The sequence below is a fragment of the Clostridium sp. CX1 genome, assembly GCF_025398335.1.
Taxonomy (GTDB): Bacteria; Bacillota; Clostridia; order Clostridiales; family Clostridiaceae; genus Clostridium_AM; species Clostridium_AM tanneri.
In genome coordinates, this window is sequence record NZ_JAODOO010000013.1 from 29507 (window position 1) to 56189 (window position 26683).

Consider the following 26683-nt stretch of genomic DNA (forward strand, 5'->3'; position numbering starts at 1 on the left):
AAAAATAAATATCTGGGAAAAATATTATGAAAGACTTACTAATTAATCGAATTAATCGAAAGGAGAATTCTATGAGAAAAACTTTAGTTTTAGGGTCCACTATAGTTATGGTGGCAGCATATGTTTTTTCAAGAAAAATAAGAAATGATGCACTAATAAGATGTTTTGTAAATAAGCAAGCAGAAGTAGAGGATGACGATTATACTTCAATAAGTGAAGAAAATGGGGAAAATACTGTGGTGTATGAGAACTCTTGTAACTTTCCTCCATCTAAATCTAAAACATTAAAACTTAAGACTAACAATTCATTAATTACCTTAAATTTTAAATGGAACTTCTCTTTTGGTGGAGGAAAGCTTTTTAAATAGTTAATTAAGAAAGTATTATTTTTCATCTATTAGCTGTTTATGTCTAAAGCAACCTGTTATGTGATCATTTATAATCCCTGTTGCTTGCAGGTGAGAATAAACTATAATAGAGCCTAAAAACTTAAAACCTCTTCTTTTTAAGTCCTTGCTGACTCTATCTGACAACTCAGAGCTTGCAGGGACTTCAGATAGGCTTTCCCAATGGTTAACAATGGGATTGTAATCTACAAACTTCCATATGTAATTATCAAAGCTTCCAAACTCTTCTTGTATTTTAAGAAACATTTGAGCATTGTTAACTGAAGCTTCAATCTTTCGTCTATTTCTTATAATCCCTTGATTTTCAAGTAGTTCATTTATCTTTTCTTCTGAATATAAGGCAACTTTTTCAGGGGCAAAGTTATCATAAGCTTTTCTATAGTTTTCCCTTTTTCTTAAAATTGTTATCCAGCTAAGGCCGGCCTGGGCAGACTCTAATACTAAAAATTCAAAATGTTTTCTTTCATCATGAACAGGAACACCCCACTCTTCATCATGATATTTTATATAAATAGGGTCAGTTCCGCACCAAGAACACCTTTCCATACTTTTATCACCTTCTAATATTTTATTTTTTAATAGTTTAAATATTCCTATAGGCAACGGTATTTAATCCTTTATTTATATATAATAACAAATTTAAGTTAACATATAAAGGATTAGGGTATTACAGGTATAAAGTGGTTATATAGAACTTATTTAGTAACATATAAATAATAAGGAAGCAATTGGAGGGATATGGTAAAAGTGATAATTGACTTTTCTTATAATAAGAAAACTATAGATTTTATTCAAGGACATATTTTGAAAGGAACTTTTTATAAATGCAGCTATATAAGATATAAAACTTTATACAGAAATCCAGCTCCTGGAACTGAAAATGTTGAATTGTATAATTTTACTCCAAGAGGGGGAACTAGAGCTTCGGTGCTTATTCTTCATGGTCTTGGGAGCAGAAATATTAAATTTATGCTTTGGCTTGGAACTCATCTTGCTTCCGTTGGAGTTAACTCAACTATTATTATTCTACCTGGTAACTACACTCGTGTAGAGGATAAGTCAGTAAGTGGGCGGAGCTATATATGGCCGGATATTAAGCTTATGTATCAATTTTGGGAGCATGCAGTAGTTGATGTTAGGACTACTATAGATTTATTACAACAGCAGAAAATTTGGAATGAAAATAATTGTGTAGTAGGCTATTGTTTGGGAGGTATGATTTCATCAATATTAGCATCCATTGACAAAAGAATAGAGCAGACAATATTCATGACTACAGGAGGATATATCCCAAAAATATTACACGAATCCCATGTAACTGCTTTTGCTAGGAGACTTTTTGAGAAGGGATTAAATAGTGAGTATTATTTGCAGGATAAAGCAAGGTTGTATAACATATATAAGGAACAATTTCCTATAGTTAAAGAGATGAATCTATCAGAAATAATAGGAAATAAATTCATACATCCTTTATTTAGAATAGATCCTATTTCCTATGCCCATTTACTGGATAAGTCCAAGGTTACCTTTATAGATGCTTTGTTTGATGAAACACTGCCTTTAAAAAGTAGGACTATGCTTTTTAAGGAAATGAAGGGCGCGAATAGGTATATAGTTCCTACTACTCATGTAGGGTGGCTTCCTTTTGAATCTTTTCTGGCTCAGTATATATTACTTAAAGTAAACATTAATGACAAAAAATCTGCTGCTTTAGTTAAAAAGAAACAAGAAATCTTTGATTATATTAATCTTAAGTTTTTAGGCAAACTATAAATTAATAAAATTTCTTTTAAATAAGCCAAACAAATATAAAATCAATGAATAGTTTCTAAATAGGATTAGCATAATAATTCTATAATATAAAATTATTAATTTGTTAAGAAAATGTAAATATAGATAACTATTTCATATTTACCTATTGACATTGTTGAATTTTCAGAATACAATGATATAAAATAATATTAAAAAAGCAATGACAAGGACGAGTAAATATATTACTGTTCAAAGAGAGAGAAACTGATTCGCTGAAAGGTTTCTTGTTCAAGAATTATTGAAAACCACCTTAGAGTTGAGTACTGAAATTAGTAGGTATGTCCGTAGCCAGCGTTAATGGTTTAGAGATGATAGTTTTAAATACCGATGTTTAAATCAGAGATTTATTTATACTATTAATTTGAGTGGAACCGCGATGTATGCTCGCCTCAAAATTGAGGGGAGTTTTTTGTTTTTTTAAAAATATAATACAAATAAATGCAATGATGAGGAAGAGTAAATAGTATTCTAATCACAGAGATGGAAATCCATTGGCTGAAAGATTTCTTGTTTAAGAACTATTGAAAACCACCTCTGAGCTAAATGCTGAATTTTAGTAGGCATCCTTCGCTTTCTGGCGTTAACAGTTTAAAGTGATAGCTTAACTTTTGTCGTTAATTAAAATTAGGTGATTAAAAACTTAATTTTAATTTTATAGCTATAATTTGGGTGGAACCGCGATCATAACTCGTCCCATTTTTGGGATGGGTTTTATTTTTTTACAAATATACAATATATTGAAAAAATTAAAAATTAAGGGAGGAATAATCATGAAAACCATAACCACCAGTAGTATTTTAATGAAATTATTTAAAAATAGGAGGGATAGAGATGACTTGTATAGCTATGCTTGGCTATGGCACTGTAGGTAGTGGGGTAGCTGAACTTATATTAAAAAATAAAAATAGATTGAGAAAAAATATTAAGGATGAATTAATCCTATCTAACGTATTAGTTAGGAATTTAGAGAAACACAAAGAAAGCGACAATATAAATATCCTAACAAAGGATATTGAGGATATATTTAGAGGAAATGTAGATATAGTAGTTGAGGCTATGGGGGGAGTAAACCCAGCTTATGAATATGTTAAAAGAGCATTGCAGTTAAAGAAACATGTGGTTACAGCAAATAAGGATTTAATAGCAGAGCATGGAGGAGAACTTTTAGATATAGCAAACAAAAATGGAGTTGTACTAAGATTTGAAGCCAGCGTAGGAGGAGGAATACCTATTCTAAAATCCTTAAGCGAGTGTCTTGTAGGAAATAACATAAAAGGTATTAAGGCTATTCTTAATGGAACAACAAATTTTATATTATCAAAAATGAGCAAGGAAAATATGAGCTATGAAGAGGCACTAAAACTTGCACAAGATATGGGTTTTGCTGAGGCGAATCCAGAAAGTGATGTAATGGGCTATGATGCAGCCAGAAAGTTATCAATACTTTCCACTATGGCCTTTGAAGAGAAGGTTAACTGGAAAAACATTAAAATCAATGGGATAACTGATATTGATACTGTGGATTTTCAATATGCCCAAGGTGAAGGTTTTGAAATTAAATTACTGGCAATTGGGGAATATCAGGATAATAGTATATATGCTTCTGTTTCTCCGGTCATGGTAAGAAAGAATTCTACCCTAGGTAGAATTGAAAATGAGTATAATGCTATTTTAATAGATGGAGATGCAGTTGGGGATGTAGTATTCACAGGTAAGGGAGCAGGAATGTTTCCTACTGCTAGTGCTGTGTTCTCTGATATAGTGGATATTATTCAAAATAAGAAAGAGAAGGGAATTTTATTTGATTATAACGAAGCATCGGTAGATACCCTTTGGAGAAAAGAAAATAAATGGCTTCTAAGAGTAAATACAAGGAATAGAGTAGATGCTATGGCAGGTTTATCTGAACTGTTTCCTTATTGTAAGATTATTACTAAAGGCATGTATGGTTTAGAAGATGAGGTTGCAGCCTTTGTAAAGTCAGAAAATGAAGCCGTATTAGATAGAAATATAGAAACTTTAAGAGAAAAGATAGATTGTAATAATATTAAAAAAATGATGATGTTAGAAGATTAATTAAAATTGGGGGATTAAAAAATGAAATGGATGGGTCTTATAGAAAATTACAGAGAGTTTTTGCCTGTTAATGAAGGTACAAGAATAATTAGTTTATGTGAAGGTAACACACCATTAATTAGAGCAGAGAATATTGAAAAACTTATGCCTGGACTTGAAATATATTTAAAATATGAAGGATTAAATCCAACAGGGTCTTTTAAGGACAGAGGGATGACTATGGCAGTAACTAAAGCTGTAGAAGAAGGTTCAAAGGCTATAATATGTGCTTCTACAGGAAATACTTCTGCAGCAGCCGCTGCCTATGCCGCAAAAGCTGGTATAAAATCTATAGTCATAATACCAAATAAGAAAATAGCAATGGGAAAACTAGCACAGGCATTAGCCTACGGGGCAAAGGTAATAGCTATTGATGGAAATTTTGATGATGCCTTAAATATGGTTAAGGAAATATCAGAAAAGCATCCTATAACACTAGTAAATTCAATAAACCCTTATAGAATAGAAGGACAAAAAACTGCTGCCTTTGAATTATGTGAACAGCTTGGTGAAAGTCCAGATTATGTATCAATACCTGTGGGAAATGCGGGGAATATAACTGCTTATTGGAAGGGTTTTATGGAATATAAGGAAATAGGTAAAATAGATAATTTACCTAAAATGATAGGCTTTCAAGCAGAAGGAGCTGCTCCTATAGTTAACAATAAAGTGGTAGAAAATCCTGAGACTATAGCAACAGCAATAAGAATCGGAAACCCTGCAAGCTGGAAAAAGGCAGTATCAGCCTTAGTAGAGTCGAAGGGAGTTATAGACAAAATAAGTGATGAGGAAATATTAAAGGCTTATAAGATGTTAGCAAGCTTAGAGGGAATATTTGCTGAGCCAGCTTCTTGTATATCAATAGCAGGATTATATAAGCTCTATAAGGAAGGAAGAATTAAGGGAGATAGCAAGGTTGTATGTATACTTACAGGAAACGGGCTTAAAGATCCAGATACTGCAGTGAATTCAGGAGGAGATATAGTAACATTACCTTGTGATTTTAAAGTAATAGAAGAAGAAATAATTCATAAATAAATTTGATGTATCTTAATTAAACTAGAAAATTCAATGTATACAAAAACCTTGTGAATTAGGAAGGAGGAAAAATTTATGATAAAAGTTAGAATACCTGCTACAACTGCTAATATGGGGCCAGGTTTTGATACCTTAGGAATGGCTTTGAAGCTATATAATGAAATTGAAGTTGAAGAGAAATGTGGAGAAACTGAAATTTATAATAACGGACAGAGAAGTCAAGATGATTATAGGGAAAATTTGATATATACTAGCATGATAAAAACATTAAGTAGGTTTGACTATAATTATGATGGGTTTTATATAAATGTTTCCAGATGCGATATACCTATATGTAGAGGACTTGGAAGTAGCGCTGCTTGTATAGTTGGAGGAGTTGCTGCGGCTAATGCCCTTATGGGTGAGGTTATGTCTATGGATAAAATAATAGAGGTGGCTACAGAAATAGAAGGTCATCCTGACAATATAGTTCCTGCAGCAGTAGGAGGAATGGTTGTTTCACTGCAAGAAGGAGAAAAGGTGAGCTATTCAAAGGTACAGTTGCCTCATAAGTTAAAATTTGCAGCAATGATACCAAATTTTCAAGTAAGTACAGCTATGTCAAGAGGGGTACTTCCAAAGAGCTATTTAAAGGAAGACTGTGTTTTTAATATATCAAGGTCTGCTATGCTGATAAGTGCTCTGTACAATGGGGAGTTTGACAAACTTAGAACTTGCTTTGGTGATAGAATTCATCAGCCTTATAGAAAAACTCTAATTAAAAACGCAGAACTAATATTAGATAAAGCTAGAGAAATAGGGGCTATAGGAGAATTTATCAGCGGTTCTGGTTCTACACTTATGGCTGTGGTAGAGCCTAAAGATGAAGAAAGGTTTGAAAAGGAAGTTAAAAGCTTTTTAAGCAGTTTTGAAGATCAGTGGAAGGTCATATTGTTGGAACCAGATATGGAAGGAATAAAAGTTGGATCATATTAATATTATAGCTTAATTCTGAAAATGAACTACAGCTCAATGCTTTCTTAAAAAGATGAGTTGTAGTTCATAATAGTTTAATTTATAATTCACATGAATATAATATATAGAAAATATTATATTCAGGAAGTGATTATTATAAAAATATATATTTATAAGCCTGTAATAGTAAGAATTATAATTATTACAGAGATATTGATATATTGTTCATTTATTTATATTGATTACAATACAAATTTTAGATGTATGTATTCAGCTGTATTAAAGTATGTGGGAATATTACTATGTTTACTGCTTACTGTTTTAATAGGAAGTAAAGGACATGATAAAAAAGATACTAGATTACTAAAATTGGCATTTTTTTTAACTGCTGTAGCTGACTTGTTTATGGTGATTTTAGATTTTAATACCTTAGGTATACTTGTATTTTGTTTAGTACAAATAACCTACATAAAACGACATAGGAGAGCAATAAGAAAGAAAGATAAGTTAACTTGGTTAACATTAGCAATAATATTAGTTATTATAATTTCTAGGATACTTACAGGTAGCTTTAATGAAGGAACAAACAACACCAGCTTAAGTGAAGTTACTTTAACTTTGGGAAGTATTTATGCTATTATACTATCTTATAGTGTTTACACTGGCTGGAAAACTGTTAAGGGAAATTTCTATCCAGTTTATAGTAAATATTTAATTTCTATTGGCATAACTTTATTTCTACTTTGTGATATAAATGTTGCTCTATCAAGCATAGCACAGAATTTATTTATAGATAGCATTGAGATTTCAGCTGTTTCAGGATTTCTAGTTTGGATATTCTATCTACCATCACAGGTGTTATTGGCATTAAGCGGATATAGTAGAAAATAGGTAAATTATAAACTCTGTAATGCTATTGTAACTTATTGTATTAACAAAAATTATATAATAATATAAAGACAAGCTTTCCTTTTGTTGAAATACAGAATAATATTACTAACAGGAGGTTGTACGGTGAGCAAGGTATTGATAATAGAAGATGAAGAGAGTATTAGAGGATTTTTAAAAATTAATTTTCAAAGGCATAATTTTTTAGTTGTAGAATCCAGCTCTGGGGAAGAAGGTCTGGAGAAGGCAAGGTTAGAAAATCCAGATGTTGTTCTTCTGGATGTTATGCTTCCGGGAATTGATGGTTTTCAGGTATGTGAAAAGCTAAGAAAGGATTTTTCTAATATTGGAATAATTATGCTTACAGCCAGAGGACAGGATGAAGACAGAATAAAAGGACTGGAGTTTGGTGCAGATGACTATGTTGTAAAGCCCTTTAATCCATTGGAGGTAATACTTAGGGCAAAATCTTTGATGAGAAGAATGGTTGAGAAAGAAGAAAAATTGCAATGCGAAACCTTAAATAGTGGACCCTTTGTTTTAGATATATACTCACAAAAGGTGTTTAAGAATAATAAAGAACTATCACTTACTCCAAAGGAATTTATTCTCATGAAACTTTTCCTGGAGAGTCCTGGAAGAGCTTTTACAAGAAATGAACTACTAGACACAGTCTGGGGGTATAATTTTGTAGGAGATACAAAAATAGTAGATGTTAACATAAGAAGACTGAGAGCGAAGATTGAGGATAGATCTTCAGATACATTATACATAGAAACTGTTTGGGGCACTGGTTATAGATGGAGAAAGGAATAAATAAATGATTATAAAAGAAAAAGATAAGGTTTCTTCAAAGGGAATAAAAGTAAGGCTTGTCGGTAACTTTATGCTTATTATTTTAATTAGCGTTATTGCTTTTGAAGGGTTACTTATTTATTTTACAAAATATTATTTTTATAAGAATGTGGAAGGCGTACTAACAAATCAGATAAAAATAGCTTCAGACTTTTATGAAAAGTATTTTTCAAATGTTGATTTAAAAAACAATGTTCTTGATAATGTTGATGTATTTTGGAGACAAACTACTGCTCAGGTACAGATTATTGAACCAACGGGAAGAATTTTGATGGATTCAGTAGGGGTATTAAATAAAGAACCTTTGGATAGTTCCGATTTTAAAGATGCATTAAAGGATGAAAAGGGGATATTTATAGGGAATGAAGACTATAACAAAGAAAAAGTTATAGCAATTTCCTACCCATTAAAATCCGATGGAAGAATAGTGGGAGTATTACGATTTATATCTTCTCTTAAGGAAATAGATAAGGTTATATTAAATATATCCTTAATACTCATAAGTATTGGAGTAATAGTTATTTTAATTGCTGGGGCAATAAGTATAATTATTGCACACAGTATTGTACATCCGCTTAAAGAAGTTACTAGTGCTGCAGAACTAATGGCATCAGGAAACTTAAAAATAAGAATAAATAAAGAAAAAAATGATGAGATAGGTAGGCTTGCAGATACATTAAACTTTATGGCTGAAGAAATTGAAAAAAGAGATAAGATAAAAAATGAATTTATATCCTTAGTATCTCACGAACTAAGAACACCATTAACATCTATTAAAGGTTGGGCAATTACCCTTAAAACTGATGAAACGAATGACAGAGATATATTATACGAAGGATTAAACATTATTGAAAAGGAGAGCGACAGGTTAACAGCTATGGTAGAAGAATTGCTGGACTTTTCAAGACTTGTGTCAGGAAAGGTTACATTAAAGAGGGAAAAAACAGATATTATAAAGATCCTTGAATACATAGAAAAATATATGGGCTTAAGAGCAAAAAGAGAAAGAATTAACTTTAAGGTAGTCTATGAAGAATTACCTTTCATAGAAGTTGATAAAGATAGGATAAAGCAGGTACTAATAAATCTTTTAGATAATGCTTTTAAGTTTACCTCCCCAGGTGGAAATGTGGTTTTGAGTGCATTAAGGGAAGAAAATTTAATAATTTTGAAAGTAGAGGATACTGGTTGCGGAATAGGTAGAGAGGATTTACCTCATATAAAAGAAAAATTTTATAAAGGGAAAAATAGTAAGTCTCAAACAGGGCTAGGGTTATCAATATGCGATGAGATAATACAAATGCATAATGGAAGTCTTAGTATTGAAAGTGAATTGAACAAAGGCACATCTGCAATTATTAGCATCCCTCTCAAAATAGAAAACAAAGGTGAAAAAAGTCATGAAACTAAGATATAGTAATTTATTTATAACATTGATATACATTTTTTTCCTTACTGGATGTATAAAGGTTGACTTTAATATTGAAGAAAAAATAGTACCTCCTGAAGATGCCGTTAATGCACTACAGGGAACTTGGATTATAGAGAAGTGCCTATCATTAGAAGGAAAGGAAGAAGATGCTAGTAAAGCTAGTAAGTATCTTGGAAAGTATGCCTTATTCGATAATAAAATCAGTGTCTTAGGAGGGGATATCTGTATCAATCCTGAGTATAAGATACGGAATGTAGGGTCTAATGATTATTTACTATCCAAATATAAGACAAGTGCAGAGAAATTTGGACTTGAAAAAGAAAAGATAGATGTAGTTACGGTAACATCAAAAAATCAAGTATTCTATGATTTTATTATAATAGATTATAATAATTTGCTAGTGTGTACAGGTGATAATTTTCTTTACCTACATAAAGTATCAGATAAGATAGATAAGACTGTAAAGGAAAACAGTTTAAGAAACTCTAGTAAAAGAAAAATAAAAAGTGTTACGGAGGAAGATTCTTTGCTAAGATCAGCAGTTTTGCTGGGCATACGTTCATCAGAAAATACTTATAAAACCATATGGGTAGCAACAAGGAATAAAGAACTTAAGCCTATTATGTATACAGAACAACTTTTTGTGCCTAGAATGAAAGGCTTTTGGGAAGTAGGGGCATATAAAGAAGTAACTAACAAGGGTACCACTTCAAGTATATATGCAAATTCCTTGACTAGTCCAACTTCAGAAAAATCTAAGGCTAAAATGAAAAATGTATTAACTGAAAAGGTAGAAAGAAGGATTACGTTCATTGGAAATGACTATATAGGCACAGAGTATGATTCAAGATTTCAGGTTATACCTATAGATAACATAGGCATTGGTAAAGGAATTGATATTTCCGATATAGCAAATGAAAACGGATATACTGCTATGTTAAGATCCAGTGAAGCTTTCATTTCATCCCTTGACAAAGATAAATCCAAGCTTATTATGAAGAACCCTAGAAGAGATAACTTCACACTTCAAAGGAGAAATGGGCATTGGATTATGAAAGGTAGATTAGACTATAAGCACTATGCACAGGAGAATAGTTATGAGGATTTTGATATAAATATAATGATACCTTTAAAGCTTATAAGCTACGATGAACTATATATTCCATGGAGTGAAATAAAGTCAAGAATTCCAGAAGCTTTAGATGCATTTGTATCGCCTAATAAAGATATTGCATTAATAGAAGGAAAAGGAAGCATATATGTATATTCTATAAAAGATGGAAAGCTATCTGAACAGCCATTAAAAAAAGTTTATTTAGATGAAGGGGATTCTATTGTTATGGCAGAATGGGCTATAGGAGAATATGCAGAAAAGTGGGAAAGATTCGTAGGTCAAAAATTTACTCCTTTAGGTGAAGAGTTTGAATAACTCTTCTCTTTCTTTTCAAGTTTAATATTAGTAGTCTAAAAATATTAAATTTAAAGTGGTAAGTTACTTTTAAAGCAACTTACCACTTTAAGTGAATTTATCCCTATTTTATAATCCCGAACTCATACCCTTCAGACTTTAAAAGCTCTATTATAGAAGGGAGAGCATCAACGGTAGTCTGCTTAGTCACTGTATCATGCATTAAAATTACAACATTATTTTTTGAACTTTCTGCAGTAGTGATTTGACCTTTAATAGTTGATAACTGCTCAGCAACAGATACGTTATTTTTAACTCCATCTCTGTTTTCAGCGTTCCAATCTACAAAGTACATTCCATTTTTTATAAGGTCCTCTCTCATTGGTTTCTTCCAGGATTCAAAGGAGCCTGCAGGAAACCTTATTATTCTCGTAGAAACTGTTTTGCCAAGGGCATTGCCAATAGCGTTATTGGTTTGCTGAATCTGCGATTTGAATACTTGTACATCAACGTTTCTGTGAGGATATAGAACTTTATAATTATGACTATAAGTATGATTTCCTATAGCATGTCCATCATCTGAAATCTGTTTTAAAATCTGAGGATTTTTATCAACAGCGTTTCCTACTACAAAGAATGTTGCATGAATCTTATATTTTTTTAATATATCAAGAATTTTCGGAGTTATACTAGTATTTGGACCATCATCAAAAGTTAAAAAAGCATATTTTTTTCCATTACTTCTTCCGAAGTTGTACACTTCTTCTGCTTTCACAGAGAGAATTTCCTCTGCTTTTTCTTTGTTACCTCCAGCTTGCAATGTGTTATCTTGGTTACTATTAGCTGTTGGTTTTAATTTTTCACTACTACTACCATCACTTGTATTGGATAAAAGTATAGATGAACTGCCATTTTTATTTAGCAGTGATGACTTTTGATTAAATAACATTGCAGAGAATAAAATTATAATAACTGTCGTACAAAAGATAAATCTTTTTCTCGACTTAATTTTTACTTTATGCAAACGCTTTTTTCTCATATTTTGTCCCCCCATATTTTGTATAATACTGTCTATACTTATATACTATAGTATTATTTAGAAGAAAGGGTTACAAAAAAAGAAAAAATAAGTTACAAATTGGTTACAATAGTTAACTATGCTATTTCTGGAGGTTATCTAGTTTGGCATTAATAGTAGACCAATAGTCTGCATTTTCTAGTCCAAGTCTCCAAATAGCTATACCTGCTAAACTATTGGAATTTACCACATCTAATTTATAGGAGAGGCTTGTACTATTTTCAAACCAAACAGTGTGTGCGGCTCCGGATTTATCTTTATATTCAAAGTATGGACTTTGGGATTTATCGTCCCAGTGAATTTCAGCATTATAAGTTTCTGCTAGTTTGTATATTGAATCAATGCCATAGGCCTTTGCTCCATTTAAAGACCAATCATATCCGTAACTTGCTACTCCTAAAACTATTTTAGAAGAAGGGATAACAGATGCAGCATAGTTAACAACATTTTTCACCCAATTAATAGAGGCAACAGCACCAGCAGAACCACTAGGAGAGTGCTCATCGTAGGTCATTATAACAACTTGGTCTGTATACTTTCCTATTGACTTATAATCATAGGCACCACTCCAGCTATCTTTCACGTTATCAGCGGTCTTTGCTGGTACTGAAACTGTAACAGTAAAACCTTGGGATCTTAGTGCCGGGTAGAGCTCCTTTAAAAAAGTTGTATAATGTTCTCTGTTAGAATAATGAAGATTTTCAAGATCAATATTTACACCTTTATAGTTATTTTCTTTTAATTCATTTACAATATTTTTAATTAATAATTGTCTGTTATTTGGATTCTCTAGTAATTCTTTAGCTATATCGCTTTTGAAATTATTGGTTACCATGGCAAAAGGGTTAATTTTTTTACTATTAGCATAGGAAATCTGTTCCTTCGGCACTGTACCTGACAAAGTACCTTTGCCATTTACATTATAGGTTGCCGTAGCTATACTATTTATTGAGCTAGTATTATCCACCATTTTATTATAGGAAGAGGTATCCTCAGGATGGTAGAAGGTTGTAAATGCCATTACAGTCTTTTTTGCCACAGCCTTATCTGATGAGGTTGTAACTATAATATTTTTTTTGCTAAATTGAAAAAAGGCTATAGATATAAAAGCGATAAAGCTGATTGCTAAAAGAGCCAGTAATAATCTTTTTTTATTAAGCATAAAGTTTATCTCCTTTACATATTTAGCGTATAAGATATACACTGATTTGATTTATGTTTAATGAAAAAGTTTCCTGTTATTAAGCTTATACTAAGGTCGGCTATAACCATTATGTATAAGATATTGTGTAAATTCAAATGTAACTTTTGCTGTAAATAGTATAAATTAGACTACATGAGAAGATTTATAGAATTATATTAACAGTATTTGGAAAAGTGCGTGGAAGTGTTAAGTAAGTATATAGATTGGAATAAGGTCACGGAACCTTAGTAAAGGTTAAAATTTTATTAAATATTAGAATAAAACATAATAATTTTCTTTAAAAATACGATTATTAAAATAACAGTACTTTTTAGGAGGGTTTTTGTGTGGGAAAAAATTCAGTGTGATTACTTTATAGAATTAGTTGTAATTATTCTGGAGGATATAGTGGATATATTAAGTAAAGAAAATATAAATAATCTAGAGCTAGAGGCAAGAAAATCTAATTTCCATTATGCAAGTAAAAAATTTGAAGACTTAGTGTTAAGCTATAGTAACAGTAATCTTGCTTGCGGTAAATATAATATATTTATAAAACCAGTGAAGACAATCAATAACTTAGTTTTAGAGCTTAATAATTCTTTAGGCAGGAAAGATAGACAGAAATACTGTACCAAAGTTTTAGAATATATACAATTAATAAGAAGATTACAACAAAAGCTACTATAATGATAAGAATGGTTTAGCCTGTGTAGAAGAAAGTTTTGAGGTGTTTTTAAAGTTCAACACCACAGACATATCTAAACACAGGCTGTGTACTTTTAAATTTACTATATTAAGATAAAAACTAAAAAATCCTCAAGACTTTATCTAAATTAAAACTGATGTTATAATACTAACTAGATAATAGATAGTATTAAGAGGATTATATAAATTTACTAGGAATCTTTTAGAAGAGAGGTATTTGCATGAATAAAAAAGATTTAGCAGATTTGAGAAAAGAATTTAAATTAAGTAGTTATATGATGCCTATAAAAGAAATATATAGTGTTTATCTAAAAAAAGATAACGGTGAAATTATAACAAAAGAATTAAATTATTTTGAAATGATGGATATAGAGAAAAGAGAGCTTTATTTAGAAAATTTTAAAAAGGTTTTAACAGGACCTATAGATACAAAAATCTTTGAACTTGATTTTAAAATGAATTTAGGACAAGATTCAGAAGAAGTTGCTGCAGCAGGCATTGACTTAGATCAAAGTACTAGGGATGTAGTTAGAGAGTTAAATGCTGGAATGGCAGGAGAACAACCATATGGGGAACTAGAAGGCACTCAAACTATTCTCTATAATGCACTAAGTTCCGGTGAAAGTATAGTAGAATATGCTGATAAAATCGTAGAAAAAATAGCTAGGAATTACACCTATGAGACAGACATAGTTATAAACTTTATAAAGGCTGAATACTTTAAAGGTAATAAAAAGAGGAGTAAAGAAGCAGAAGAATCAATAGATGATTATGTACAAGCTATAGAGTTTATTGTATGTAGTATAAATAAGATAGATGTTCCTAAAAAAGTACTTAAGTTTGATTATTCCGAAATGACCTTTAAGCCAAATTCGGCCTTGGATGTAGAGGTTAATCTAAAGTCTCCTTTAGATGGATTCATGTTTCCAAGCATCAGTAGTGAGTATATTGATGTGAATAAAATAATATATTATTCATCTAAAGCAAAGCAAATAAATGTAGGTTTTGTTGAGAATGTTTTAGACTGTGGCATTAAGCCCACTGCAATAGAAGAAAAAGAAAGCTTTCATGCTATATTAAATACTGTAGTAGGAGACAAAATAAAGACTGATACCATGCAGGAAATATATGAGAGAATAAATGAAAAGCTTGAACTTGCAGAGGAAGAAGATGATGAAGAGCCGACTATAGATATGAAAGAAATAACAAAGGTTTTAGAGGAAACTGGTATCGAAGAAACAGAAGTGGTAAAAAGTGCTTTTGAAGAAATTTGTGGTGGAGACTATGAATTTAAGATTAAAAATATAGTTCCGGATTTTAATAGCAGATCTATTAAAATTGAAAATGAAACCACTAATATAACTATTACACCAAGGGAATTAAGTTCCATTAGACAAGTTATAGATAAAAGTGGAAAGAAGTGTCTTTTGATTGAACTTACAGAGGATGTACAGATTAATGGATTTAGGTTAGAAAGTGAAGAATTTGAAAGTATATAAGTATGAAAAAATGCCAACTGAGCTATTGTTCAGTTGGCATTTTTATTAGGATGAGTGTGGTTAAATTCTTGATAGCTAATAAGAGGCCAGTATACATTTGCTGGAGTTTTATATAGTTTACTGTATATTATTATAAAAATTGTAAATATACTTGGGTATTATCTATAGTAAATAATTATTTAACTAAAAAATGGATAGATGTTATAATAGTGGGGAATTTAGGAAGGTGTGTAGTAACTAAAAATTAAACACAATTAATATATAACTTCAAAGAAACTTATAGGTTTAATTACAAGTTTACAATAAGTATATAATTTTAGTAAATACAGGGGGGGAACGTGATGAAATATAACTTTGATGAAATTATTGATAGGACAAATACCAACTCTATAAAATGGAATTTTAATAAAGAACTTTTAGGTTATGAAGATGTAATCCCTATGTGGATTGCAGATATGGATTTTAAAACAGTCCCAGAGGTTACAGAAGCTATTAAAAAAAGAGCAGAACATGGCATATATGGATATTCAGATGGTATGGATTCATATTTTAATTCTGTAATTAAGTGGATGAAAAGAAGGCATGGTTTTGAAGTTGAAAAGGAATGGATTTGTACATGTCCCGGAATAGTTCCAGCATTACACTTTATACTTAAAGCATGCACTAATCCAGGAGATAGAATAATTATTCAGTCTCCAGTATACTATCCATTTTATGATTCTATACTACATAACCATTGCGAAATAGTAAACAATCCTTTGAAGTTTGAAGAAGGAAAGTATACTATGGATTTTCAGGACTTAGAGAAAAAGATAAAGGAAGAAAAGGTTAGACTTCTAATAATTTGTAATCCACATAACCCAGTAGGAAGAGTATGGTCTAAGGAAGAGTTAACAAAGTTGGGGAAGATTTGCATAGAAAACAATGTAATCGTTATATCTGATGAAATTCACTCTGATTTAGTATTTAAAGATTATAAGCATACTTCTTTTGCATCAATCTCTGAAACTTTTAGAGAGAATTCAATAACCTGTACAGCACCAAGCAAAACTTTTAATATAGCTGGGCTACAGGTTTCAAATGTTATTATTTCAAATAGACAGCTTAGAGAAAAATTTAAAGAAACTCTATTGAATCATGGAATAAAACGCTTAAACCTCTTTGGAATTATAGCTTGTGAGGCAGCCTATAATTATGGTGAACAGTGGCTAGAAGAACTTATAGAATATCTGGAAGATAATAAGAGATTTCTTAATGATTTCATTAAAGAGAGAATACCTAAGCTTAAGGTAGTAAATACAGAAGGAACTTATTTAGTTTGGATAGATTGCAGAAAATTAGGAATGACTGAGGAACAGCTTAAGCTCTTTATGTTAACTAAAGCTAAGGTAGCTTTTGATGAAGGGTTTATTTTTGGACAAGGTGGGGAAGGCTTCGAGAGAATAAACATTGCTTGTCCAAGAACAATATTAAAAGAAGCTTTAGAGAAAATAGAAAAAGCTGTAAATAGTTTATAATCTATAAAATAAATTATTAGGAGGAGATAGAACATGTTTAAAGGAACTAAAATATCAAAATTATTATTATCATTAGTTATGGGAGCAATGGTTTTCACAGGATGTGGAAATAAGGCGGCGACTACAACTGCTAACAATGATAGTACTAAGAAGGATAAAGTTATAAGAGTAGGAACTTCAGGAGAATATTTACCATGGACATTTAAAGAAGGTGGAGAACTAAAAGGTTTTGAAATTGATGTTTGGAATGAGATAGGTAAGAGAACAGGCTATAAGGTTGAGTTTAAAGTTTCAAAATTTAGTGGATTATTTGGTATGCTAGATGCAGGGCAGATAGACACTATTGCGCACCAAATATCAACGACTCCTCAAAGAAAGGAAAAATATGATTTTACAGAAACTTATGCTTATAGTGGCTATAGCTTTGCAGTAAAGAAGGACAGCAGCTATAATAAGGTAGAAGATTTGAAGGGGAAAAAGATAGGAGTTTCATTAGGTGGAAATGGTGAAAAATCCATAAAAGATATGAATCAGCAGAAGGGACTTAACCTTGACATAATTACTTATGATACAGTAGCTGTGGAAAAAGATGCTGAAATAGGTAGAGTAGATGCTAGTTTTTTAGGTACAGTAAAAGCTAAAAGTGCCATTGAAAAAGGCAATATGAATTTAAGATTAATTGATAGTCAGTTTGTATATGAAATAAATCAATATCCATTCAAAAAAGATGAAAATAAAGAAGTAATAGAAGCAGTAAACAAAGCAATAAAAGCAATGCATGAGGATGGAACATTATCCAAGTTGTCACAAAAATGGTTTGGGTTAGATACAACTAAAAAACAATAAGGTGTGATGGAGATGTCAAAGTTTGACTTTCACTTTTTTATAAACTTGTTTCCACTGATGATAAAATCTTTGAAGGTAACCTTTGAAATATCTATATTCTCTATGATGTTAGGCTTAATTATATCTGTAGCAATAGCATTGATAGTTCAGACAAAAGTGAAAGTGCTTTATCCTATAACTAAGGTTTGGGTATCTTTTTTTAGAGGGACCCCATTAATAGCACAGCTATTCTTTCTATATTTTGGTGTTGTTCAGTTAATACCTAGTCTTAAGGGAATGAATGCTTTTACAGCTGCAGTAATAGGAATAAGCTTAAATGCCTCTGCTTATATGTCTGAAACTTTAAGAGGAGCTATTTCATCTGTAGATAAAGGGCAAATGGAAGCTTGTTTATCTGTGGGAATGACATATATGCAGGCTATGAGAAGGATTGTTCTTCCACAGGCAGCAAAAGTTGCAATACCGGCTTTATCTAATAGTTTTGTAGATATTGTAAAAGGTTCTGCATTAGCCTTTACTTTAGGAGTTACAGAAATCATGGCTATTGCCCAAAGCGAAGGAGCGTCAAGTTATAGATTTTTAGAGGCTTTTGCAGCAGTAATTATATTGTATTGGGTTGTAATTTCTGCTTTTAGCTACCTTCAAAAAGTACTTGAAAAGAAAATGAATGCAGCTTATTAGGATGTGATGTTATGATTAAGGTTAGAAACCTATATAAAAGCTTTAATGGGCTAGAGGTATTGAGGGGAATTGATTTAGATATAAAAAAAGGTGAAGTAGTTGTTGTTATTGGTCCATCAGGTACAGGAAAATCTACTCTGCTTAGGTGTATGAATTTTCTTGAAAGACCTGATAGAGGAATTATAAAGATAGGAAATCTGGAGGTCCATGCAGAGCAGTCTACAAAGGCACAAATACATCAACTAAGAATGAGCACTTCAATGGTATTTCAAAGCTATAATCTTTATAAAAATAAAACAGCCTTAGAAAATATTATAGAACCACTTATTGTAGTAAAGAAGATGGATAAAAAACAAGCAGAAAAAGTTGGAATGAATATATTAAATCAGGTCGGACTAGAAGATAAAAAAGATTATTATCCATCGAAGTTATCTGGAGGACAGCAGCAGAGGGTTGGAATAGGAAGGGCAATGGCAGTAAATCCTGAAATAATGCTCTTTGATGAGCCTACATCAGCCTTAGACCCTGAACTAGTAGGAGAAGTTTTAGATGTTATAAGAAATTTAGCTAAAGAGCATACTACTATGATTATCGTAACTCATGAGATGAGATTTGCAAGAGACGCAGCGGATAGAGTTATCTTTATGGATGGCGGGAAGATTGTGGAAGAAGGAACCCCAGATGAAATATTTAGTAATGCAAAAAATGAAAGAACAATTAGATTTTTAAATCAAGTAGGTTTGTAAATATAAAGCAAAGTAGAAGGCTATAGAGGTTTCTACTTTGCTTTTATTATCTCAAGTGCATTATTTTAGTTTCCTGATTTTTTCCATTATTTCTTTAAAGTCATAGATTGCCAGTATCACAAGGGTGGGAGGGGTAGATATTATAAAAATAATAAAAATAAATTGAAGAATTGATTTTTCTAACATTATAGCTACCTTATTACATCTTATATATCTATAAATATTATGCTTTGTTGTTAGTACATATTCAATTAAATAATATAAAAAATAACACACCCAATAAATTTAATTTAATAAAATTTACTGAGTGTATCACTTATGGTGGTTTTTATACAAAATTCCAATTTTTACTTAGAATATTTTTAGTATTATCTTTTAGCACTTTCTAAGGCTCTTGAAACAGCTAGTTTCCAATTGTCAACAGTTGCAGGATGGCTACTGCTTATATTAACATTAGCAGTTTGATTTCTAACTATAGCTGCTGCTAAGTCTATTTTAGCTCTATCAAGAGTAGTTAAACTAGTTGCAGTAGCATCAGGGCCTGTAGCAGTTCCTGTATGGCCACCTTTATAAGCGTTACCATTTGGAGCTACATCAGCGTTACGTCCTGAAATACTTGTATTTGTACCACCCATAACTCCACCAGTAGGGCCTCCTATAGCGCCGCCAGTAACTCCATTAGCATTATTGCCCATAGTTCCACCAGTAGTTCCAGTACCGCCCATAGCACTACCAGTATTTCCAGTAGCTCTATTATTAACGCCAGGTGTAGGTCCAGCAGCATTATTGTTGCCTACAGTGCCATTTGCATTATTTCCTGTAGTAGTACCAACGGTTGTTCCTGGTGTTAAATTATAGTGTGCAACATCTCTTCCTTGTGGATCAAGAGTTTTAAGAACTACATCAGTAATTCTGCCGCCACTTACAGTAACTATAGCAGCCTCTGTTCCTCTTGAGTCTTTATTTCCCTCACCTAGATAAACACCATCTTTATAACCTGCTGTGCTTACATTAGGAGCATTAGCAGTGTTACGATTAGTAACATCGTTACGAACATTTTGACCTACATTTTGACCTGCATTTCTTATATCTTGAGCTGCATTTCTTACGGGCTGATTTACATTATTATTTCTGTATGCTGTATTCCTATTTCCACATGCACTTAAAGAACATGTCACTAACGCTGCCGCAACTAAACTTGCTACTTTTTTCATAGTGTTACCTCCTAGTTTATTAAATTTTACTTCAAAGAAACTTTACCTATAAGTACTAGATAACAAATTTATTATTTATTTTATAGGACGAGGTTTCATATATAGATTAACCTGTTGAAAAAAAATTATGCTTTAATAAATGCTAGTGTATAATTTCACTATATAGTAAAAGTTTCACAAAATTAATTGCTTGCTGCTTTTATAATGAAATTAAAAATAAAGGAAGTAAAATGAAAGGCAGTTTTTTAGGGTAAAATAGATATTAGAAAAACAGCAAGGTATTAAGGCCATTGCTGTTTTGGATAATTGATAGGACATGGAAGCTATTGCTTATTGTTGAGATTGATTTGATTGTTGATCCTGTTGATTTTGTTGAGATAGGTTTTGTAATTCTTTAACATCTTGTTGAACCTGTTGCTGTGGATTTGCATAAGCATTGTACCATTGTTTATTTATAGCCATATCAGATAGCCTAAAATGTTGATTTATACAATTTGTTAACTGAGCACTTAACAGCTGTCTTAGTTGAGGATTTGTTGTCTCAGTTATAGTTTTAGCAAGAGAAGAAATATCCATTTTAGAGGATATTAACATATCTAATGCTATATCTTTATCATTAAGGCTGCCACTGTTATTTTGGTCATCTGAATCAGTTCCAAGTAAGTTGTCTATCCAAGACATAGTTATCTCCTCCTATTGTTGTAAATTAGCTTGATTGCTTATGAATTGCTGCATTTGCTCAAGTGAGCTTTTTTTAGAATTTAAAGAATCCTGCATGAAGCTTTTTAGTTCTTCATCTTGAACCATTGACAGACTTGCTTGGGTCTTTTTTGCACCTATGATTCCAGCATTCATTAATTCGTGAAGTTCTAGCATTTCATGAGGAGCTAATCCATTAGATTTGTTTTGCTGGTTGTTATTTTTTTGATTGTTGTTCTGTTCATTATTATTCTGTTGATTATTATTGTTACAACTATTGTTATCAGCCATAGATAACACCTCCTTACTAGATTATTTTTAGCTAAAGGGGTGTAAATAACCATGGAAATCAAAGGAAAATAATCTTGATTTTAAGTATAAAAAAAGATAACTAGCTTTTAAAACTAGTTATCTTTTGAGATTTACTATGCGCTTACTTTGAATTCCTTTGTTTCTTCTTTATTAAAGCCTTCTCTATCAAATTCACCTTCAGAGTTTGCCACTAATAGAGATACTACTGATGCACCGGTTACATTTGTTGCAGTTCTAGCCATGTCTATTATTGTGTCAACTCCCATAAGCATTGCAATACCTTCAATAGGTAGGCCCATTCCTGCCATTACTACTGTAGCCATGATAGAAGCAGTTCCAGGTACTCCAGCAGTTCCAATTGAAGCTATTGTAGTTACTACTACTAGAAGTATGTAGCCAGTTATTGTCATAGGAACATCAAATACTCTTGCTACAAAGATAGCGGCAATTGCAGGATATAAACCACCGCAACCATTCATTCCCATTGTAGCTCCCATTGGAGCTACAAAGCTTGCCACTCTATCAGATATCTTTACTTTGTGAGTTAAGCATTTTATAGTAACAGGTAAAGTTCCGTAACTGCTTCTTGTAGTAAAGGCAACTACTTGAGCTTCATAGATTTTTTTGAAGAAAGTAATAGGATTAACTTTAACTACAAAAGCTAATAAACTTCCGTGTACAAGGGCAACCTGCAGTATGCAAGCTATATAAACCGCTAAAATCATCTTTCCTAATGGAAGAAGGGTAGCTATTCCATATTGTCCAGTAACAGAAGCCATTAGTCCAAGAACGCCATAAGGAGTTATTTCTAATATCATATCTGTAACTCTAAACATTATACGAGAAAATGAGTTAAAGAAACTCTTAACTGGTTTAACAACTTCAGGATTTATAGCTCCTTCAATTGTCATTGCAACAGCTATTATTATTGAAAATACTATTACAGGAATAATCTTAGCATTAGCCATGTCAGAAACAGGGTTAGATGGAACCATGTCTAATAAAACTTTTGCGAAAGTAGGGATTTCTCTAGCTTTAAAACTTGCATCCTTCGCAAATTTAATACCAGCACCAGGATCCATTGCAAGAGCTACTACAACTCCAATAATAGCTGCTACAGCTGTAGTAGATAAAAGCCAAACAAGGGTTTTAGTTCCAACCTTTTTTAATTTTTCAGTACTATCTAAAGAAGTAATACTGGAGATTATTGTAGGAACAACTAGAGGTATTACTAACATCTTAATTAAACTTACATATATTTGACCAATTGGTTGTACGGACTGAATATTCTTCTTAAATACTAGTCCAATTACTACACCAAGAACCATACCAATCAACACTCTGTTTCCAAAGCTTACATTTTTCTTTTTTAAGAAATACAAAAATAATAACATCAATACTGCCACTAACAAACTTAAGTAATTTGGATTCATAAATTTCACTCCTATTAATATATTTTTATTTAGATTACAATATATCACTGCGCGCTTGTGTTATATTGTAAGATTTAATTCAGGGTAATTTAATATTTACCTGAATTTTATTAAGCTTATGTATAAATTTCGCTTTATTGATATATAGTTGTAATGCAATGAAGCGAAAGTAGCTTAGCTATAAATTAATTGTAGAAGCCATAGAAACAATGCAAAAGAGTATTATTGCAAAATAAAAAATCTTCTACCTCTGTAATAATTTACAGAGGCAGAAGATTATACTTCCACGGTTCCACTCTGATTAGGCATGTTTATGCCCATCTTTAATTTGGTACAGTAATACCATATCTCTATAACGGGAGAACCCGTAGCAGCCTACTATGATTCGGCCTAATGCTCACAGGGGCACTTCAACAATAATCCTACATAAAGCTCTTACACCAAGTGAGCTTCTCTCTGAATGATTCATATAGTTTACTTTTCCTGATCACTGCATTTAATTCATATTAAACTAATCAGATTTAACATGTGTTTATTATACAGTGATATTTTACAAAAAGCAATAGCTTTTATAAATTAAAACCGTTAGGCTGTCCAGGAAAAATAAACCACTACTAGTCTATATCAATAGCTTCTTTTTTAATTCCAGGAAATTCTGCCTCAACTAAATAATTTGCATCTGTTTCTTTTAGGTCAACTTTAAAACTTCCTTGTATAGTACTCATTGCTGAGAAGAAGTCGTCATCAAAGAAGTTTTTTTAAAATGGTGAAAAGAAATCATCTCTTCTAGTTAAATTATTCTTTCTAAAAGGTACCATATCAAACAATTTTAAATCCCTCCTAAAACTTTGATAATTTATATATTTACTTATGTTATTATAATAGAATATGAAGTATAATTATGTTAACTTAATTCAATAAGGGGTAGCAGTATGAATAGTGAAAAATATAAAATAGATAATTATAAAGTTATTGCTAAAAAGTTTTATAGTGAGAGGTCAATAGATAAGGCTCTTAGTTTTTATGAAAAAGCGTACAATTGTAAGGATGGAAACAAAGATACAGAACTTTTAATTGACATGGCTCTGCTTTATGATGAGTTAGGACAATATGGTTTTGCAAAGGAAAAGTATAGAGAGGTATTAAGAATTAATTCCAGGGATGAAAGGGCTTATTACGGACTAGCAATAATATATGACAATAAAAAACAATATAAAGAGGCTGTAGATTATTATCTTAAAGCTATTGAAATAAATCCTAAATATAATAGAGCCTATTTTTTTCTTGCAGGAGCCTACGATGAAATAGGTCAGAAGGAAAAGGCCATTGACTGTTACAGAAAAGTTATAGATATGGATAGCAAAGATTTTTGGGCTTATACTAATTTAAGTGCTATATATGAAGAACAAGGCCAGTATCAATTAGCGCTACAAATGCTAGAGCACAGCTTAGAAATTGATCCCAATCATTATCTTGCTCTATTTAACATGGCAGTGGTGTTAGGAAGGTTAAATAGATATGATGAAGCTATAAGTTTCTACAAGCTTTCTATATCAGAAAATCCTAAGTACGCCTATAGCTACTTAAATTTATCTATAATCTACAAAGAAAGAAAAGAATACGAAAGTGCAATAAGGATTATTACTGCTGGAATTTATAATAATCCAGAAGAAGGTTTTCTTTATTATAATAGAGCCTGTTTTTATGTACATATAGATAAATTACAGGAAGCAATAGAGGATTTATATGAAGCTGTAAAACTATATCCTGGCTTTGTGAAGTATATAAAAGAAGATGAAGAATTAAATCCTTTAAAAAATACTGAAGAATATATGAGATTAATAAAGAGTTAAGACAAGTCTGCTATTCAAAGTAGGCTTGTCTTAATTTTACAGTACATTATTTTTAAGAATTAATTTTAGCATGATTTTGAACATTACAGTTTGAATTTATTAACTTGTTCCATCATTTCTTTTGTCATTTTACTAAGTTTTTGTGCAAAAGAGGCAACTTCCTCTGAAGAACAGCTCATCTCCTCAGCAGAAGCAGAAACTTGTTCTGTGGAAGCAGATATTTCTTCTGATATAGAGGAAGAGGATTCTATTTTTTCTAAAATTACATTTTTGTCTGCACTAAGAGCTATGGTGGAGGTATTAATGTGAGTTATTTGAGGTATTATTGCATTGATGGCTTCTATGATTGTTTTAAAGGAGTTGGTAGTTATATCTATGATATTCATTTGATTATTTAACTCTTTATTCATCTTATCCGTTGAATTTAATATTATATTAGAGTTATCAGAAATACCTTTTACTAATTTATTTATGTTTTCCAGTGATGCCTTGCTTTGTTCTGCAAGCTTTCTAATTTCCTCAGCTACTACGGAAAATCCTTTTCCCGCCTCTCCAGCTCTTGCTGCTTCAATAGCAGCATTTAATGCAAGTAGATTTGTTTGATCGGAAATACTATTTATAAAGGTTGTAATCTCATTAATCTTGTTTATATCTTGTCCAAGGCTTGAAATTTTAGCAATAAATTCTTTAAAGGTTACGCTTACTTCACTTACAGACTCAATTAGGATATTCATGTTATCATTGCTTTCATTGGCCATTGAACTAATTCCTTTAGAATTTACATCTACATTTTTAATTGCTTTCACAATTGAGTCTAATTTTTTGCTAAATTCATTTAGTATAGCAGTTATATTTACTAATTCTTCAGTTTGAGAGCTTGTACCTCTAGCAGCATCTTCTATTGCAGAAGCTATGTTTTCAGAGGATGACGACATTTGCTCAGATATAGTAGATAAGTTTTCAGATTGAGTGTCAATGATTTTTGATTTCTCTTCAATAGCTTTAATTATGGTGGAAATATTGGAAACGGTTTTCGAAAGAGATTTTCTCATAATTCCAAATTCATTTGTGCTTTCTACATCTATATTTATTGTGAAATTACCGGAAGAAACTGTTTCTAAATTTGTTATCATCTCTTCAGAGGATTTTCTAATAATCTGCAATATAAGATAGCTTACTATTAAAGATATGACAATTGATGTCAGGAATGTGGCTAACATAAGTTTTACAATGTTAGAGTAAATGCTGTTACTTCTTTTATTGGTTTTATCAGCGGCATTTTCATTATAATTTCTTAGCTTTACAAGAATATCCTCTCCTTTAGTGCCTATATCGGAGAATACTTTATAATCTTCATGGGATAACTTTTCATCCTTACTTAGCTTAATCTTTGCCTGCTCCCAAGCTTTCATGTACTCAGAATAGTTATCTTTGAACAGCTTTAACTGTTCAGCTTCCTCAGGTTTGATATTAGTAGACTCATACTCTTTTATTCTTTTTTGCACATTTGCATCGTATTCTTTTATCTTGGCATCAACGGTTGTATCATATTGAAAAAAAGCCTTAGTAAATTGAATCCTTATATTTAAAAAATTTCCTCTAATTCCGCCAAGTCTTGATATGGGTATTAAATTGTCATCGTACATGGAAGTCATATTGTTATTTATTGTTTTCATATTCCAAAACCCTTGAATACCAATAACTAGCATAAAAGCTATTAATAAGAAGTTTAAGAAAAAAACCATAGTTGCTATTTTTAGATTTTTAACCTTCCTTGACATTGTATCACCCCTGTAAAGTTTTATTGTTTTAAAGTGAAAATAATATGTTAGTTTAAAGGCAATATATCATTTGCACCCGTTTACAAAACAATCCTAAAAAACCAACACCTTCCAATATAATTATAAAGTAATAATGAATAAAGTACAATAACAGCATAAATTATATAATTATGTAGTCTAGAAATATAAATATTAATTTCATGTAACAAATTCAAAAATTAACA

24 protein-coding genes, 1 pseudogene and 3 other annotated features are annotated in these 26683 nt (G+C 31.3%); of the genes and pseudogenes, 16 read left to right on the plus strand and 9 right to left on the minus strand.

Going from position 1 to position 26683, the window contains the following annotated elements:
- Nucleotides 1-71 precede the first annotated feature (71 nt).
- Nucleotides 72-368, plus strand: a complete 297-nt coding sequence (locus N4T77_RS14280) for a hypothetical protein (RefSeq protein ID WP_261672488.1) — start codon at nt 72-74, stop codon at nt 366-368.
- Between the two features lie 15 nt (nt 369-383).
- Here N4T77_RS14280 and N4T77_RS14285 read toward each other — a convergent pair whose 3' ends face one another.
- A complete protein-coding gene (locus tag N4T77_RS14285) occupies nt 384-953 on the minus strand; it encodes a DNA-3-methyladenine glycosylase I (RefSeq protein WP_261672489.1) in 570 nt (189 codons plus the stop codon).
- A 192-nt stretch (nt 954-1145) separates the two neighbouring features.
- Here N4T77_RS14285 and N4T77_RS14290 point away from each other — a divergent pair, with 192 nt between their 5' ends.
- The 8 genes from N4T77_RS14290 (at nt 1146) to N4T77_RS14325 (ending at nt 10930) form a co-directional block, all read left to right on the plus strand.
- Nucleotides 1146-2180, plus strand: coding sequence for an alpha/beta hydrolase (locus tag N4T77_RS14290; protein ID WP_261672490.1), 1035 nt, complete (start codon nt 1146-1148; stop codon nt 2178-2180).
- A 190-nt stretch (nt 2181-2370) separates the two neighbouring features.
- Nucleotides 2371-2614: a binding site (T-box leader), on the plus strand.
- Between the two features lie 39 nt (nt 2615-2653).
- Nucleotides 2654-2918 (plus strand) — a binding site (T-box leader).
- Between the two features lie 132 nt (nt 2919-3050).
- A complete protein-coding gene (locus tag N4T77_RS14295; protein WP_261672491.1) occupies nt 3051-4295 on the plus strand; it encodes a homoserine dehydrogenase in 1245 nt (414 codons plus the stop codon).
- 21 nt (nt 4296-4316) lie between these two features.
- Nucleotides 4317-5372: a threonine synthase gene (thrC, locus tag N4T77_RS14300; protein WP_261672492.1), complete on the plus strand. Its 1056-nt coding sequence runs from the start codon at nt 4317-4319 to the stop codon at nt 5370-5372.
- A gap of 75 nt (nt 5373-5447) precedes the next feature.
- Nucleotides 5448-6347, plus strand: coding sequence for a homoserine kinase (gene thrB, locus N4T77_RS14305; RefSeq protein WP_261672493.1), 900 nt, complete (start codon nt 5448-5450; stop codon nt 6345-6347).
- 267 nt (nt 6348-6614) lie between these two features.
- Nucleotides 6615-7217, plus strand: a complete 603-nt coding sequence (locus tag N4T77_RS14310) for a lysoplasmalogenase family protein (protein WP_261672494.1) — start codon at nt 6615-6617, stop codon at nt 7215-7217.
- Nucleotides 7218-7340: 123 nt separating this feature from the next.
- Nucleotides 7341-8030 carry a response regulator transcription factor gene (locus N4T77_RS14315; RefSeq protein WP_261672495.1) on the plus strand — a complete coding sequence of 230 codons (690 nt, stop codon included), beginning with the start codon at nt 7341-7343 and terminating at the stop codon, nt 8028-8030.
- 4 nt (nt 8031-8034) lie between these two features.
- The gene (locus tag N4T77_RS14320) at nt 8035-9486 is read left to right on the plus strand and encodes a cell wall metabolism sensor histidine kinase WalK (protein ID WP_261672496.1); all 1452 of its coding nucleotides are present in this window, start codon (nt 8035-8037) and stop codon (nt 9484-9486) included.
- Entirely contained in the window at nt 9470-10930 is a 1461-nt protein-coding gene (locus N4T77_RS14325) for a hypothetical protein (protein WP_261672497.1), read from the plus strand. The genes N4T77_RS14320 and N4T77_RS14325 overlap by 17 nt, the downstream gene beginning before the upstream one ends.
- Nucleotides 10931-11033: 103 nt before the next feature.
- On the opposite strand, the gene N4T77_RS14330 is transcribed toward N4T77_RS14325, so the two are convergent.
- Nucleotides 11034-11948 (minus strand): polysaccharide deacetylase family protein, encoded by a 915-nt coding sequence (locus tag N4T77_RS14330; protein WP_261672498.1) that lies wholly within the window; start codon nt 11946-11948, stop codon nt 11034-11036.
- 121 nt (nt 11949-12069) lie between these two features.
- Entirely contained in the window at nt 12070-13149 is a 1080-nt protein-coding gene (locus tag N4T77_RS14335) for a glycosyl hydrolase family 18 protein (protein ID WP_261672499.1), read from the minus strand.
- Nucleotides 13150-13515: 366 nt separating this feature from the next.
- On the opposite strand from N4T77_RS14335, the gene N4T77_RS14340 reads away from it, so the two are divergent.
- The 6 genes from N4T77_RS14340 to N4T77_RS14365 all read left to right on the plus strand — a co-directional run bounded on the left by N4T77_RS14340 (nt 13516) and on the right by N4T77_RS14365 (nt 19167).
- Nucleotides 13516-13860, plus strand: a complete 345-nt coding sequence (locus tag N4T77_RS14340) for a hypothetical protein (RefSeq protein ID WP_261672500.1) — start codon at nt 13516-13518, stop codon at nt 13858-13860.
- A 239-nt stretch (nt 13861-14099) separates the two neighbouring features.
- Nucleotides 14100-15377: a DUF4317 domain-containing protein gene (locus tag N4T77_RS14345; protein WP_261672501.1), complete on the plus strand. Its 1278-nt coding sequence runs from the start codon at nt 14100-14102 to the stop codon at nt 15375-15377.
- A gap of 341 nt (nt 15378-15718) precedes the next feature.
- The gene (locus tag N4T77_RS14350) at nt 15719-16894 is read left to right on the plus strand and encodes a MalY/PatB family protein (protein ID WP_261672502.1); all 1176 of its coding nucleotides are present in this window, start codon (nt 15719-15721) and stop codon (nt 16892-16894) included.
- 33 nt (nt 16895-16927) lie between these two features.
- On the plus strand, nt 16928-17740 hold the full coding sequence (locus N4T77_RS14355) for a transporter substrate-binding domain-containing protein (RefSeq protein ID WP_261672503.1): 813 nt from the start codon (nt 16928-16930) through the stop codon (nt 17738-17740).
- Between the two features lie 12 nt (nt 17741-17752).
- Nucleotides 17753-18421 carry an amino acid ABC transporter permease gene (locus N4T77_RS14360; RefSeq protein ID WP_261672505.1) on the plus strand — a complete coding sequence of 223 codons (669 nt, stop codon included), beginning with the start codon at nt 17753-17755 and terminating at the stop codon, nt 18419-18421.
- A gap of 11 nt (nt 18422-18432) precedes the next feature.
- Entirely contained in the window at nt 18433-19167 is a 735-nt protein-coding gene (locus tag N4T77_RS14365; protein WP_261672506.1) for an amino acid ABC transporter ATP-binding protein, read from the plus strand.
- A gap of 368 nt (nt 19168-19535) precedes the next feature.
- On the opposite strand, the gene N4T77_RS14370 is transcribed toward N4T77_RS14365, so the two are convergent.
- The 5 genes and pseudogenes from N4T77_RS14370 to N4T77_RS20220 form a co-directional block, all read right to left on the minus strand.
- Nucleotides 19536-20381 carry a hypothetical protein gene (locus tag N4T77_RS14370; protein ID WP_261672507.1) on the minus strand — a complete coding sequence of 282 codons (846 nt, stop codon included), beginning with the start codon at nt 20379-20381 and terminating at the stop codon, nt 19536-19538.
- A gap of 330 nt (nt 20382-20711) precedes the next feature.
- Nucleotides 20712-21062 carry a spore coat protein gene (locus N4T77_RS14375; protein ID WP_261672508.1) on the minus strand — a complete coding sequence of 117 codons (351 nt, stop codon included), beginning with the start codon at nt 21060-21062 and terminating at the stop codon, nt 20712-20714.
- A 12-nt stretch (nt 21063-21074) separates the two neighbouring features.
- Nucleotides 21075-21371 carry a hypothetical protein gene (locus tag N4T77_RS14380; RefSeq protein WP_261672509.1) on the minus strand — a complete coding sequence of 99 codons (297 nt, stop codon included), beginning with the start codon at nt 21369-21371 and terminating at the stop codon, nt 21075-21077.
- A 134-nt stretch (nt 21372-21505) separates the two neighbouring features.
- Complete coding sequence (locus N4T77_RS14385; protein WP_261672510.1) at nt 21506-22825, minus strand: dicarboxylate/amino acid:cation symporter; 1320 nt, start codon at nt 22823-22825, stop codon at nt 21506-21508.
- Between the two features lie 261 nt (nt 22826-23086).
- Nucleotides 23087-23325, minus strand: a binding site (T-box leader).
- A 117-nt stretch (nt 23326-23442) separates the two neighbouring features.
- Nucleotides 23443-23652: pseudogene (locus N4T77_RS20220) on the minus strand (heat-shock protein); the annotation flags it as partial.
- A gap of 105 nt (nt 23653-23757) precedes the next feature.
- On the opposite strand from N4T77_RS20220, the gene N4T77_RS14390 reads away from it, so the two are divergent.
- Nucleotides 23758-24678: a lipopolysaccharide assembly protein LapB gene (locus N4T77_RS14390; protein WP_261672511.1), complete on the plus strand. Its 921-nt coding sequence runs from the start codon at nt 23758-23760 to the stop codon at nt 24676-24678.
- Between the two features lie 83 nt (nt 24679-24761).
- Here the strand turns inward: N4T77_RS14390 and N4T77_RS14395 are convergent, their stop codons facing one another.
- A complete protein-coding gene (locus tag N4T77_RS14395) occupies nt 24762-26459 on the minus strand; it encodes a methyl-accepting chemotaxis protein (protein WP_261672513.1) in 1698 nt (565 codons plus the stop codon).
- Between the last annotated feature and the right edge of the window lie 224 nt (nt 26460-26683).